Here is a 12,501-nt window from a genome sequence, read left to right as displayed (position 1 = left end):
GATGTCCAACAAGCAATTCGACGTCATCGTCATCGGTGGCGGCCCCGGCGGCTACGTCGCGGCCATCCGCGCAGCGCAGCTCGGCTTCAACGTCGCCTGCATCGACGAGTGGAAGAACGGCAAGGGCGGCCCGGCACTGGGCGGCACCTGCACCAACATCGGCTGCATTCCCTCGAAGGCGCTGCTGCAGTCGTCCGAGAACTATGACCACGCCGGGCATCACTTTGCCGACCACGGCATCAAGGTCGAGGGCCTGAGCCTCGATCTGGCCAAGATGCTGGCGCGCAAGGACGCGGTCGTGAAGCAGAACAACGACGGCATCACCTACCTGTTCAAGAAGAACAAGGTCACGTTCTTCCACGGCCGCGGCTCCTTCGTGAAGGCGTCCGGCGCCGGCTATGAGCTGAAGGTGACGGGCACGGCCGAGGAATCCATCGAGGGCAAGCACATCATCCTGGCGACCGGCTCCAATCCGCGCCCGCTGCCGGGCGCGGACTTCGACGAGGAGAACATCCTCTCGAACGACGGCGCGCTGCGCATAACCGGCGTGCCCAAGAAGCTGGGTCTGATCGGCTCCGGCGTCATCGGCCTCGAAATGGGTTCGGTCTGGCGCCGCCTGGGCGCCGAGGTCACGGTGCTCGAAGCGCTGCCGACTTTCCTCGGCGCGGTCGACGAGCAGATCGCCAAGGAAGCGCACAAGGCCTTCACCAAGCAGGGCCTGAAGATCGAGCTCGGCGTCAAGGTGGGCGAGGTCAAGTCAGGCAAGAAGGGCGTCAGCGTTGCCTGGACCAATGCCAAGGGCGAAGCGCAGACGCTCGAGGTCGACAAGCTCATCGTCTCGATCGGCCGCGTACCCAATACCATCGGCCTCAACGCCGAGGCGGTCGGCCTGAAGCTCGACGAGCGCGGCGCCATCGTGGTCGACGACGATTGCAAGACCAGCCTGCCGAACGTGTGGGCCATCGGCGACGTGGTGCGCGGCCCGATGCTCGCGCACAAGGCCGAGGAAGAGGGCGTGGCGGTGGCCGAGCGCATCGCGGGCCAGCACGGGCACGTGAACTTCAACACCGTCCCGTGGGTGATCTACACCTCGCCCGAGATCGCGTGGGTCGGCCAGACCGAGCAGCAGCTCAAGGCCGAAGGCCGCGCCTACAAGGCCGGCACCTTCCCGTTCATGGCCAACGGGCGCGCCCGTGCGCTCGGCGACACGACCGGCATGGTCAAGTTCATCGCCGATGCGGCGACCGACGAGATTCTCGGCGTTCACATCGTCGGCCCGATGGCCAGCGAGCTGATCTCCGAGGCGGTGGTGGCGATGGAGTTCAAGGCCAGCGCCGAGGACATCGCGCGCATCTGCCACGCGCATCCATCGCTGTCCGAAGCGACCAAGGAAGCTGCATTGGCCGTCGACAAGCGCACGCTCAATTTCTGACCACTTGAGCGTCAAACAGGCTTACGAAGCGGAGCTGGCTGCGCGGGGGTACCAGAGCGACCCCGCGCAGCTGCGCGCCGTCGAAGCGCTCGATCGCTGCGCGAGCGAGTGGGGCGACTACAAGGCGCGGCGCTCCAATGCGCTCAAGAAGCTGATCAACCGGCTGGACATTCCGCGCGGCGTCTACATGTACGGCGGGGTGGGGCGCGGCAAGAGCTTCCTGATGGATTGCTTCTACAACGCGGTCCCGCTCAGGCGCAAGACCCGGCTGCACTTCCACGAGTTCATGCGCGAGGTCCATCGCGAGCTGGCCGAGCTGCAGGGCACGGTCAACCCGCTCGACGAACTCGGGCGCCGGATCGCCAAGCGCTACAAGCTGATCTGCTTCGACGAGTTCCATGTCGCCGACATCACCGATGCGATGATCCTGCATCGGCTGCTGACGGCGCTGTTCGAGAACGGGGTGGGCTTCGTCACGACCTCGAATTTCAAGCCCGACGATCTCTATCCCGGCGGGCTGCATCGCGACCGCATCCTGCCCGCGATCGCGCTGCTCAACGAGCGGCTCGAGGTGATCGGCGTCGACAACGGCACCGACTACCGTCGCCGCACGCTGGAGCAGGTACGCCTCTACCTCACGCCCAACGGCGCGGCGGCCGACAAGGAGATGCGCCACGCCTTCGAGCGCCTCGCCGAAAGCGCGGACGAGAACCCCGTGCTGCACATCGAGTCGCGCGAGATCCACGCGCGCCGCAAGGCCGGCGGCGTGGTCTGGTTCGACTTCAAGACCCTGTGCGGCGGTCCGCGTTCGCAGAACGACTACCTGGAGATCGCGACCCAGTTCCACACCGTGCTCCTGTCCGACGTGCCGTACATGCCGGTGCGCATGGCCTCTGAAGCACGTCGTTTCACATGGCTGGTCGACGTGTTCTACGATCGGCGCGTGAAGCTCATCATGTCGGCGGAGGTTGCGCCGGAGGCGTTGTACACCGAGGGTCCGCTGGCCCACGAATTTCCTCGCACCGTGTCCAGACTCAACGAAATGCAGTCGGCCGAATTCCTCGCGCTCGAGCGCCGCGTCGTCGACACCCGCCTCACATGAAGAACACCGTCCTTGCACTCTTGATGGCCTTGACCGCGCTGCCGCTGTGGGCGCAGTCCACCGCCACGACCGGCAACACCGATTTCGAAGCGGAGCGAGCGCGCCTGTCGCAGGAGCGCAAGGTGGTCGAAGAACGCTTCCAGACCGAGCAGAAGGCCTGCTACCAGAAGTTTGCGGTCGAGGGCTGCCTGGAAGACAGTCGCCGGCGCCGGCGCACCGCCACCGACGACATCAAGCGCCAGGAAGCCGCCATCAACGACATCGAACGCAAGCGCCGCGGGGCCGCTGCGCTCGATCGGCTCGAGGAAAAAAAGGCCAGCCCGCGCCCGCAGGACACACCCTCGCAGCGCGAGCAGTCGATCAAGAACCAGGAGGAGCGCGAGCAGCGCTCGGCCGATCATGCGACGAGCCGCGCCCGCCTGGCCTCCGATGCCGCCCTGCGGAAACGCGAGCTCGAAGACAAGCAGCGCGCGCATGCCGAGAACCAGGCCAAGGCTGCTGCCCGGCGTGCCGAGGCGCCGGTCGAGCGCGAAGCCTACGAGCGCAAGCAGCAGAAGGCAGAGGAGCATCGCGCCGATCGCGAGCGCCGCAACGCCGAGAAGACGAAGGACAAGGCCCGTTCGCCGTCCTTGCCGACGCCGCCTTGAGCGCGTGCCGGCGGCTCGGCCTCAGTCCGCAGCGTCCGCAGCCACCGGAAGCGCTTCGAGCTTCAGCACGACCAGCGAAATATTGTCCCCGGTGCCGCGCGCGCGGCGCCGCGCTTCCGACACCAGCAGTTCGGCTGCCGCGCGGGGCGATTGTTCGTGCAGCACCCTGCCCATCTCCTCCGGCGTGAAGTAGTGCCAGAGCCCGTCGCTGCAGGCCATCAGCAGATCGTCGGGTTCCAGCTTGGGAACCAGGTGGATGTCGACCGGCGGCGGCGTGGACTTCATGCCGAGGCAGCCGAGCAGGATGTTTCCTTGCGGGTGGATGTTGGCTTCCGCCTCGCTGATCTCGCCGCGGTCCACCAGCGCCTGCACGTAGGAGTGGTCCTTGGTTCGCTTGATCAGCTGGCCGTTGCGGAAATGGTAGATGCGCGAATCGCCCGCATGGATCCAGACGCAGTCGCCTCCCGGATTCATGAGGAACGCCGCCAGCGTGCTGTGCGGCTCCTCCTCGCTGGAGATCGCGGTGAGCTTGATCACCGTGTTGGCGTCTTCCAGCAGCTGCCGCAGTATGGCCACGGCCTCGTCGCGACCCGGCTTGTAGCGCGAGAACAACTGGCGTGCCGTCATCAGCACCTGGTCCGATGCCTTGCGCCCCCCGCTGCGTCCACCCATGCCGTCGGCGACGACGCCGAGCACGCAACCCGGCGTGCGCGGGTGGTTCATGATCAGGACCTGGTCCTGCTGGTAGGGGCGATCCCCCTTGTGAAGACCGGTGGCCGCTGCGAGTCGAAAGCCTGGGGTCGTGGGCGCGGAGGCGACGGTGGCTCGGTCTTTCATGTGGTCGTGTGATGGAAACGAAGACGTATTATCGAGTCAACCCCGCGCGAAGCCTGAATCGCCGTTGCATCGTCTTCGCATCGCCCCCGTTGGACTCCAATCTTCACTCCTTTTCCCGTCAGCTGATCGAACTGCGCATCGAGCACGCCGACCTGGACGCCACCATCGACCGACTCGTCGAGGCCGTGCCGCAGGACGAACTGCTGCTGCGGCGCTTGAAGAAAAGGCGGCTCGCCCTGCGCGACCAGATCGTCCGCCTGGAGCGCATGCTCGATCCGCAAGAGCCCGCCTGATGTCGCTCGATCAAATGGTGCGTGACGCCTTCGCGCAGGACGGTGTGCTGTCGCACGCGGCCGAACAGTTCCGCGAGCGCGAAGGCCAGACCCAGATGGCCCTGGCCGTGGCCCGCACCATCGACCAGGGCGGCGTGCTCGTGGTCGAGGCCGGCACCGGCGTCGGCAAGACCTTCTCCTACCTGGTGCCGGCGCTGCTGAGCGGCGAGCGCGTGCTGCTCTCGACTGCCACCAAGACGCTGCAGGACCAGCTCTTCGGGCGCGATCTGCCGCGGCTGGTCGAGGCGCTGGGCCTGCCGGTGCGCACCGCACTGCTCAAGGGGCGGGCGAGCTACCTGTGCCTGCATCGCCTCGACTTGGCGCGCCATGACGCGTCCCTGCCCGAACGCGGCAGCGTTCGCACGCTGGCGAAGATCGAGCAGTGGTCGAAGGCCACCCGCACCGGCGACCTGGCCGAGCTGCCGGGCCTGGACGAGCGCTCGCCGCTGATTCCGCTGGTGACCTCCACGCGCGAGAACTGCCTGGGCGCGCAATGCCCGCAGTTCAAGCCCTGCCACGTCAACCTGGCGCGCCGCGAGGCGATGGCGGCCGACGTGGTGGTCATCAACCATCACCTGTTCTTCGCCGACCTGGCGGTGCGTGAATCGGGCATGGCGGAACTGCTGCCGACCGTGCGCGTGGTCGTGTTCGACGAAGCGCACCAGCTCAACGAGACCGGCGTGCAGTTCCTCGGCGTGCAGCTCGGCAGCGGGCAGGCGCTGGATTTCGCGCGCGACATGCTGGCCGCCGGCCTGCAGCAGGCGCGCGGGCTGGTCGACTGGCAGCAGCTGGTGGCTGCAGTCGAACGCGGCGCGCGCGAATTGCGGCTCGCGGCCGGCAAGCAGTGGCCCGGTGCCAAGCTGCGCTGGGCAGGCGCGTCGCCGGAGGCCGTGCCTGCCGAGGCCTGGCAGGCCGCGCTCGACGCCCTGCAGCAGGCCTTCGAGCACGCAGCGCGGGCACTCGACACGGTGAGCGAACTCTCGCCCGATTTCGTGCGCCTGCACGAGCGCGCGGAACAGCTCGCGGAACGCGCGACCCGTTTTGCCCAGGCCTGCCCCGCGGAATCGGTGCGATGGGTGGACGTGGGCACGCAGCTGCGGCTGGTGGAGTCGCCGCTGGATATTGCCGAGGCGGTGCGCACGCGCGTGCTCAAGGCCGACGCGGTCGATCCGGAAGAACAGGGACGTGCCTGGGTGTTCACCTCGGCCACGCTCGGCGACGATCCGAAGCTGCGCTGGTTCACCGAACCCTGCGGGCTCGACGACGCCGAGGTGCTGCGCGTCCAGAGTCCCTTCGACTACGCGCGCCAGGCTGCGCTCTACGTTCCGCGCGCATTTCCCAAACCCAGCGATCCGGCACACAGCGTGCAGGTGGCGACGCTCGCGGCCCGGGGCGCCGAGGCCTTGGGCGGACGCACGCTGGTGCTCACGACCACGCTGCGTGCACTGCGCACCATCGGCGATGCCATCAAGCAGCAGTTCGAGCGGCTGGAAGCCGGGCGCCGGCCGCAGGTGCTGGTGCAGGGCGAGTTGCCCAAGCGCGCGCTGATGGACCGCTTCCGCGAAGGTGCGGCCGACGGGCGTGCCGGCTGCGTGCTGGTGGCCTCGGCCTCGTTCTGGGAAGGATTCGATGCGCCTGGCGATGCGCTGCAGCTGGTCGTGATCGACAAGCTGCCTTTTCCGCCGCCGAACGATCCGCTCGTTGAAGCGCGTTCGCAGCGCCTCGAATCGCAAGGTCGCAGCGCCTTCAGCGACTATTCGCTGCCGGAAGCGGCCGTGGCCCTCAAGCAGGGCGCAGGGCGCCTGATCCGGCGCGAAACCGACAGGGGCGTGCTGGTGATCTGCGACACGCGGCTGGTCGCGATGGGCTACGGGCGGCGGCTGCTGGCGGCCTTGCCGCCGATGCGCAGGCTGGACAGCGAAGACGCGTTCGACGCCGCGCTGCTGGAACTCGCGGGCTGAAAATCAAAAAGGCCCGGAAAGGGCCTTTGTTGGAGTCGTTACCAGAGCTTCCACCAGGGGTCGTCCTTGGCCCTGAAGCCGCGCGTCAGGTATTCGCTCTTCGGGTAGTTGCTGGTCAGCACGCGCTTGGCGTCGTCGCGCAGGTCGGTCAGGCCGAGCGCGTCGTAGGACTGGACCATGATGTAAAGCGCCTCTTCGAGCGCCGGCACTTCGCGGTAGTCGGCCAGGGCCAGCTGGGCGCGGTTGATGGCCGCCAGGTAGGCGCCGCGCGTGTAGTAGTAGCGCGCCACATGCACTTCGTACTGGGCCAGCGAGTTGACGATGTAGTTCATGCGCAGGCGCGCATCGGGCGTGTAGCGCGATTCCGGGAAGCGGGTGATCAGTTCCTTGAACGCCTCGAAGGACTCCTTGGCTGCCTTCTGGTCGCGTTCGGACAGGTCCTGCCGCGTCATCCACGCGAACAGGCCGAGGTCGTCGTTGAAGTTGATCACGCCCTTGAGGTAGATCGCGTAGTCGAGCGCGGGGCTGGCGGGGTGCAGCTTGATGAAGCGATCGAGGGTCGCGATGGCCGCGGGCCTTTCGCCGGCCTTGTACTGCGCATAGGCCTTGTCCAGCTGTGCTTGCTGCGCGAGCGGCGTGCCGGCGGCGCGGCCTTCGAGCTTCTCGAACAGCGGCACGGCCTTGTCGTAGGCGCCGGAGCTGGCTTCTTCCTTGGCTTCGGAGTAGATGCGGTTGGGACTCCAGTTCGCGGTCCGATCGACGGTGGTCGACGAGCAGCCGGCCACGAGCCACGCGGCCGCGCAAAGAGCCAGCCAGCCGGGGACAACCGATAATTTGGCGCGAAACATCACATAAGGCTTTCGTGAAACAGGTGCCGTCAATTATATCGGCCGACCCCCTGGACGAATCCCCAGGCGCGGTCGAGCACGACGAGGGCGCGGAGCTGTCCGAGCCGAGCGAGATTCGCAACTTCCTGTTCGGCCAGGACGAGCATGGGCAGCGGCTCGACCGTGCGCTGGCCGCGCTGGTGCCCGAGTTTTCGCGCAGCTACCTGCAGCAACTGATCGAAGCCGGCATGGTGGCGATCCAGGGGCGCGTGCTCACCAAGGCTTCGACCACGGTGCATGCGGGCGCTGCCGGGCGCATCGAGCTGCGGCCCACGCCGCAGAGCCAGGCTTTCCGGCCCGAACCGATGCCGATCACCGTGCTGCACGAGGACGAACACCTGCGCGTCATCGACAAGCCGGCCGGTCTCGTGGTCCATCCGGCACCCGGCAACTGGAGCGGCACGCTGCTCAACGGCCTGCTGGCCCTGGACCCGCGGGCCGCGCTGCTGCCGCGCGCCGGCATCGTGCACCGGCTCGACCGCGACACCAGCGGCCTGATGGTGGTCGCGCGCAGCCGTTGCGCGATGGATGCGCTGGTGGCGCTGATTGCGGCACGCGAGGTCACGCGCCAATACCTCGCGCTCGCGCATCGCAGCTGGCAGGGCGCCGCTGCGCGCCACGTGGACGCCGCGATCGGGCGCGACCCGCGCAACCGGCTGCGCATGGCGGCGGTCGATCTGCAGCGGCATTCGGGCAAGCCCGCGCGCACGCTGATCGAAGCGCTGGACAGCAACGAGCAGGGCTGCGCCGTGCGCTGCACGCTGGAGACCGGGCGCACGCACCAGATCCGCGTGCACATGGCTTCGATCGGCCATCCGCTGGTCGGCGACACGCTCTACGGCGGCGCTGCCGCGGCCGGCCTCGCACGGCAGGCGCTGCACGCCTTCAGGCTCGCGTTCGTGCATCCGGTCACGCATCAGCCGATGGAGTTTCGCGCGCCGCCCCCGCCCGATCTGGTGCAGGCTTTGCAGGCCTGGGGGCTGGATTACAATCGTGCCTGACGGCCCCGAGGGCCGCGCCGGCCACCCGATGCCGGCCTTGCTGCAAAGCGCCTGCGGGCCGGCAGCGCCTCTTCATCCTTCTGAAATCAAGCGTCCTTCGTGGCGCCTTTTTCCCGGATACCGCGAACCATGAATACGGCGGATGCCAAGCGCATTCTCGAAACCGCCTTGATCTGTTCGACGCAGCCCTTGCCGGTGCGCGAACTGCGCGTGCTGTTCGACGACGAACTGGGCGCCGACACGATCAAGTCGTTGTTGCTCGAACTGCAGGAAGACTGGTCGCAACGCGGCCTGGAGCTCGTGAGCGTCGCCACCGGCTGGCGCTTCCAGAGCCGTCCCGAACTGCGCGACCATCTCGATCGCCTGCACCCGGAAAAGCCGCCGCGCTATACCCGCGCCGCGCTCGAAACGCTGGCAATCATTGCCTACCGCCAGCCGGTCACGCGCGGCGACATGGAAGACATCCGCGGCGTCACCATCAATTCGCTGATCCTGAAGCAGCTCGAAGACCGCAACTGGGTCGAGGTGATCGGGCATCGCGAGACGGTCGGCCGGCCGGCGCTCTATGCGACCACGCGCCAGTTTCTCGACGACCTGGGCCTGGCTTCGCTGGATCAATTGCCGGTCATCGAATCGCCGGCGCAGCAGGGTGCCTTGATCGACGCGCTCGAACAGGCGTCCGGCGGCGACCAGCCGGCCTTGCCGATCGACGAGTCTTCCGTCGAGACCGCAGAGGCCGTGAGCGAGGCCGAAACCGAGGCGGTTGCCGAAACCTTGCCCGAGCCCGAGCCCGAGCCCGAAACCTTGCCCGAGCCCGAGCCCGAGCCCGAGCCTGAACTCCAGTCCTCGTCCCCCATCGAGCCCGATGCCGAGCCCGATGAGGTTGACATCACCGTCGTCTCCTCCGGAACCCGACCATGAGCCCATCCGATCCCGATGATGCAGCGACGCTGCCGGCCGAACCTGTTTCCGAAGATCGTGCGGCGGCGACCCCCGCACAGCCCGCGGACGGCGTGACCGAGCCGAGCCCCGAAGGCGCAGGCGAGGCGGAGGCGCCTCGCAAGCGGCGGCCGCGCCGGCGCAAGCCCGCTGGCCAGGCCCCCGTCGAGATGGCGGTGGAAGCGGCCGAATTCACCCCGCCGGCGGCCGGTGAAGCGCAGAACGTGGCCGAGGACGACCTGGACGACGAGGAAGAGCCGGACGAGGAGGAAGACGACCTCGACCGGGCTCGCCGCGCCGCCGAGCGCGAGCAGCGCAATGCCCCGCCGCCCGAGCCGATCCGTTTTGCCGATGTCATCTCGGGCCAGTTCGATGCCGACGAGGAAAGCCCCGAGGTCCCGCCGCTCAAGCGCGTGCTGCTGCCTGAAGCCGATTCGCCCAAGCTGCACAAGGTGCTGGCGCAGGCCGGCCTCGGCTCGCGGCTCGAGATGGAGCAGCTCATCCTGCAGGGCCGCATCTCCGTCAACAACGAGCCGGCCCACATCGGCCAGCGCATCCAGTTCGGCGACCAGGTCAAGATCAACGGCAAGCCGATCCGCTACCGCATCGCGCCGCCGCCGGCGCGCGTGATCGCCTACCACAAGCCGGTCGGCGAAGTCGTCACGCACGACGATCCGCAGAACCGTCCGACGGTGTTCCGCAAGCTGCCGCGCCTGCAGCAGGGCAAGTGGCAATCGGTCGGTCGCCTCGACCTGAATACCGAAGGCCTCCTGCTTTTCACCAGCTCGGGCGAACTGGCCAACCAGCTCATGCACCCGCGCTTCGGGCTGGAGCGCGAGTACGCGGTCCGTGTGCTGGGTGCCCTCAGCAGCGAGGAAAAGCAGCGCCTGCTCGAAGGCGTGCGGCTCGACGACGGCATGGCCCACTTCGGCACCATCGAAGAGGGGGGCGGCGAAGGCTCGAACTGCTGGTACCGCGTCACCATTTCCGAAGGCCGCAACCGCGAAGTGCGTCGCCTGTTCGAATCGGTCGGCCACGCGGTCAGCCGCCTGATCCGCATCCGCTACGGTGCGATGGTGCTGCCGCGCGGTCTCAAGCGCGGCGCCTGGATGGAGCTCGACGAGCGTGACATCCGCGCGCTGTTCCAGGCAGCCGGCGGTGCCGGCGAACGGCCGGGACGCGCGGGCGGCGGCCCGAAGGGACCGGGCCCGGAGGGCGGCGGCCGCAACAACCGCAACCGCAAGCGCCGCGGCAATCGCAACAACGGCGGCGGCGCGCAGGCCGAAGGCCGCGAGCCGCCGATCCCGAATCCGCTGGGCAGCGGTCCGGCGGCGCGGGGCGACCGGAATCGGGGAGGCGGCAATGGCGGTCCACCGCAGCAGGGCCGCCGCAACCGCCGCGACGACCGACAGGGCGGCAACCGCGGCGAGGATCGTCCGCCGAGCGGCGCCAACCAGCCCGATCCGATGAAGACTTCGCTCGGCTATATCGGGGCCGACAGCTTCTCGCGCCAGCGCAAGGAACAGCGTTCCGGCCCGCGACGCGGCGGCCCGCCCGGTGCGGGCGGGGGCAATTTCGGCGGGCAGGGCGGCGGGCGGCGCCGCGGCCGCTGAAATCGCGCATCGGTCGCGGTCTTTCACCGGCCCGTCACGGGTGGTGTCGAGCGCGCCGGTTAAAATCAGAGGCTTTGTCAAGGCAGTGCAACCGAAGCGTTGCGGCTTGACGGAACTCATCGAAATCCAAGCTCTCAGGAAAGCAACTCAATGGCCATCGAACGCACCCTCTCCATCATCAAGCCCGACGCCGTGGCGAAGAACGTCATCGGCAAGATCGTCTCCCGCTTCGAGGCTGCCGGCCTCAAGATCGTGGCGGCCAAGCTGGTGCATCTGTCGCGCGCCGACGCCGAGCAGTTCTACGCGGTGCACAAGGAGCGTTCCTTCTTCAAGGATCTGGTCGAGTTCATGATCTCCGGCCCCGTGTTCGTGCAGGCACTGGAGGGCGAGGACGCCATCATCAAGAACCGCGACCTGATGGGCGCGACCGATCCCAAGAAGGCAGCCCCGGGCACCATCCGCGCCGACTTCGCGGACAGCATCGATGCCAACGCTGTGCACGGCTCCGACGCCGTCGACACCGCGAAGGTCGAAATCGGCTTCTTCTTCCCCGAGCTCAAGGCACGCTGAGGCGGAGCCTTCCCACGCAATGACCACGGCCAACCTGCTCGATTTCGATCTCGAGGGGCTGGCTGCGTTCTGCGAAAAGCTCGGCGAGAAGCGCTTCCGCGCCACCCAGCTGTTCCGCTGGATCCACCAGCGCGGCGCGAGCGATTTCGCGCACATGACCGACCTTGCGAAGTCGCTGCGCGAGAAGCTCGCGGGCAGCGCGCGCGTCGAGGCGCTGCCGATGATCACGCAGCACGAATCGGCCGACGGCACCATCAAGTGGCTGTTCGACGTCGGCGACGGCAATGCGGTCGAGGCCGTGTTCATTCCCGAGGACGACCGCGGCACGCTGTGCGTCTCTTCGCAGGCCGGCTGCGCCGTCGGCTGCCGTTTCTGCTCGACCGGGCACCAGGGCTTCAGCCGCAACCTGACGACGGGCGAGATCGTCGCCCAGCTGTGGTTCGCCGAACACTTCCTGCGCCGGCACCTGAAGCGCACTGCCGATCAGGAAGGGCGCGTGATCTCCAACGTCGTGATGATGGGCATGGGCGAGCCGCTGCAGAACTATGCAGCGCTGGTGCCGGCCCTGCGCACCATGCTCGACGACAACGCCTATGGCCTGTCGCGCCGCCGCGTGACGGTGTCGACCTCGGGCGTGGTGCCGATGATCGATCGGCTCGGCGCCGACTGCCCGGTGGCGCTCGCGGTGTCGCTGCATGCGCCCAACGACGCGCTGCGCGACGACCTGGTGCCGCTCAACCGCAAGTACCCGATCGCCGAGCTGCTCGAGGCCTGCCAGCGCTACCTCGCGCACGCGCCGCGCGACTTCATCACCTTCGAGTACTGCATGCTCGACGGCGTGAACGACCAGCCCGAGCATGCGCGCCAACTGGTCGATCTGGTGCGCTCGCAGAGGATCTCCTGCAAGTTCAACCTGATTCCTTTCAATCCTTTCCCGGCGTCCGGCCTGCTGCGTTCGCCGCAGCCGCGCGTGCTGGCCTTCGCCAAGGTGCTGAGCGAAGCCGGCATCGTGACCACCGTGCGCAAGACGCGCGGCGACGACATCGATGCGGCCTGCGGCCAGCTGGCGGGCGACGTGAAAGACCGGACCCATGCGGCCGAGCGCATGGCGCAGCGGCGCACCGTCGTGCTGCACCCGGCCCGCAAGAAGGCCGCCACTTCCACTGCCCAGGAGCCATGA

General features: G+C 68.0%; 12 protein-coding genes. 10 read left to right on the top strand and 2 right to left on the bottom strand.

The features are described from left to right. Nucleotide 1 precedes the first annotated feature (1 nt). Genes lpdA through ACSQ9A_RS17025 form a run of 3 tightly spaced genes read left to right on the top strand, consistent with a single transcriptional unit; the run spans nt 2 to nt 3,181 of the window. Nucleotides 2-1,432: a dihydrolipoyl dehydrogenase gene (lpdA, locus tag ACSQ9A_RS17035; RefSeq protein WP_436304494.1), complete on the top strand. Its 1,431-nt coding sequence runs from the start codon at nt 2-4 to the stop codon at nt 1,430-1,432. A 4-nt stretch (nt 1,433-1,436) separates the two neighbouring features. Continuing rightward, on the top strand, nt 1,437-2,534 hold the full coding sequence (gene zapE, locus ACSQ9A_RS17030; protein ID WP_436304493.1) for a cell division protein ZapE: 1,098 nt from the start codon (nt 1,437-1,439) through the stop codon (nt 2,532-2,534). Further along, nucleotides 2,531-3,181, top strand: a complete 651-nt coding sequence (locus ACSQ9A_RS17025; RefSeq protein ID WP_436304492.1) for a hypothetical protein — start codon at nt 2,531-2,533, stop codon at nt 3,179-3,181. Before zapE ends, ACSQ9A_RS17025 begins: the two co-directional genes overlap by 4 nt. 21 nt (nt 3,182-3,202) lie before the next feature. Here ACSQ9A_RS17025 and ACSQ9A_RS17020 read toward each other — a convergent pair whose 3' ends face one another. Then, a complete protein-coding gene (locus ACSQ9A_RS17020) occupies nt 3,203-4,018 on the bottom strand; it encodes a PP2C family protein-serine/threonine phosphatase (protein WP_093108108.1) in 816 nt (271 codons plus the stop codon). Nucleotides 4,019-4,107: 89 nt separating this feature from the next. Here ACSQ9A_RS17020 and ACSQ9A_RS17015 point away from each other — a divergent pair, with 89 nt between their 5' ends. Both ACSQ9A_RS17015 and ACSQ9A_RS17010 read left to right on the top strand, forming a co-directional pair. Continuing rightward, complete coding sequence (locus ACSQ9A_RS17015) at nt 4,108-4,311, top strand: DUF465 domain-containing protein (RefSeq protein WP_093108106.1); 204 nt, start codon at nt 4,108-4,110, stop codon at nt 4,309-4,311. Beyond that, the gene (locus ACSQ9A_RS17010; protein WP_436304491.1) at nt 4,311-6,311 is read left to right on the top strand and encodes an ATP-dependent DNA helicase; all 2,001 of its coding nucleotides are present in this window, start codon (nt 4,311-4,313) and stop codon (nt 6,309-6,311) included. Before ACSQ9A_RS17015 ends, ACSQ9A_RS17010 begins: the two co-directional genes overlap by 1 nt. Nucleotides 6,312-6,349: 38 nt before the next feature. Here the strand turns inward: ACSQ9A_RS17010 and ACSQ9A_RS17005 are convergent, their stop codons facing one another. Next, the gene (locus tag ACSQ9A_RS17005) at nt 6,350-7,159 is read right to left on the bottom strand and encodes an outer membrane protein assembly factor BamD (RefSeq protein WP_436304490.1); all 810 of its coding nucleotides are present in this window, start codon (nt 7,157-7,159) and stop codon (nt 6,350-6,352) included. Nucleotides 7,160-7,182: 23 nt separating this feature from the next. Between ACSQ9A_RS17005 and ACSQ9A_RS17000 the strand changes: the two genes are divergently transcribed. The 5 genes from ACSQ9A_RS17000 (at nt 7,183) to rlmN (ending at nt 12,501) form a co-directional block, all read left to right on the top strand. Continuing rightward, nucleotides 7,183-8,199: an RluA family pseudouridine synthase gene (locus ACSQ9A_RS17000; RefSeq protein ID WP_436306312.1), complete on the top strand. Its 1,017-nt coding sequence runs from the start codon at nt 7,183-7,185 to the stop codon at nt 8,197-8,199. Nucleotides 8,200-8,328: 129 nt separating this feature from the next. Then, the gene (gene scpB, locus ACSQ9A_RS16995; RefSeq protein ID WP_436304489.1) at nt 8,329-9,120 is read left to right on the top strand and encodes an SMC-Scp complex subunit ScpB; all 792 of its coding nucleotides are present in this window, start codon (nt 8,329-8,331) and stop codon (nt 9,118-9,120) included. After that, complete coding sequence (locus ACSQ9A_RS16990; RefSeq protein WP_436304488.1) at nt 9,117-10,751, top strand: pseudouridine synthase; 1,635 nt, start codon at nt 9,117-9,119, stop codon at nt 10,749-10,751. The genes scpB and ACSQ9A_RS16990 overlap by 4 nt, the downstream gene beginning before the upstream one ends. A 150-nt stretch (nt 10,752-10,901) precedes the next feature. Continuing rightward, a complete protein-coding gene (gene ndk / locus ACSQ9A_RS16985) occupies nt 10,902-11,321 on the top strand; it encodes a nucleoside-diphosphate kinase (protein WP_436292747.1) in 420 nt (139 codons plus the stop codon). A gap of 19 nt (nt 11,322-11,340) precedes the next feature. After that, nucleotides 11,341-12,501 (top strand): 23S rRNA (adenine(2503)-C(2))-methyltransferase RlmN, encoded by a 1,161-nt coding sequence (rlmN, locus tag ACSQ9A_RS16980; protein WP_436304487.1) that lies wholly within the window; start codon nt 11,341-11,343, stop codon nt 12,499-12,501.

It is taken from the genome of Variovorax sp. LjRoot290 (assembly GCF_964253985.1).
Classification (GTDB): Bacteria; Pseudomonadota; Gammaproteobacteria; order Burkholderiales; family Burkholderiaceae_C; genus Variovorax.
The sequence above is the reverse complement of the archived record's forward strand: the minus strand, read 5'-3'. Positions and strand labels throughout refer to the sequence as shown.

What these genes read in the sequence shown, in the direction of transcription:
- ndk (WP_436292747.1), top strand. Translation starts at nt 10,902, where the DNA reads ATGGCCATCGAACGCACCCTCTCCATCATCAAGCCCGACGCCGTGGCG.
- ACSQ9A_RS17005 (WP_436304490.1), bottom strand. Translation starts at nt 7,159, where the DNA reads ATGTTTCGCGCCAAATTATCGGTTGTCCCCGGCTGGCTGGCTCTTTGC.
- ACSQ9A_RS17010 (WP_436304491.1), top strand. Translation starts at nt 4,311, where the DNA reads ATGTCGCTCGATCAAATGGTGCGTGACGCCTTCGCGCAGGACGGTGTG.
- scpB (WP_436304489.1), top strand. Translation starts at nt 8,329, where the DNA reads ATGAATACGGCGGATGCCAAGCGCATTCTCGAAACCGCCTTGATCTGT.
- lpdA (WP_436304494.1), top strand. Translation starts at nt 2, where the DNA reads ATGTCCAACAAGCAATTCGACGTCATCGTCATCGGTGGCGGCCCCGGC.
- rlmN (WP_436304487.1), top strand. Translation starts at nt 11,341, where the DNA reads ATGACCACGGCCAACCTGCTCGATTTCGATCTCGAGGGGCTGGCTGCG.
- ACSQ9A_RS17025 (WP_436304492.1), top strand. Translation starts at nt 2,531, where the DNA reads ATGAAGAACACCGTCCTTGCACTCTTGATGGCCTTGACCGCGCTGCCG.
- ACSQ9A_RS16990 (WP_436304488.1), top strand. Translation starts at nt 9,117, where the DNA reads ATGAGCCCATCCGATCCCGATGATGCAGCGACGCTGCCGGCCGAACCT.
- ACSQ9A_RS17020 (WP_093108108.1), bottom strand. Translation starts at nt 4,018, where the DNA reads ATGAAAGACCGAGCCACCGTCGCCTCCGCGCCCACGACCCCAGGCTTT.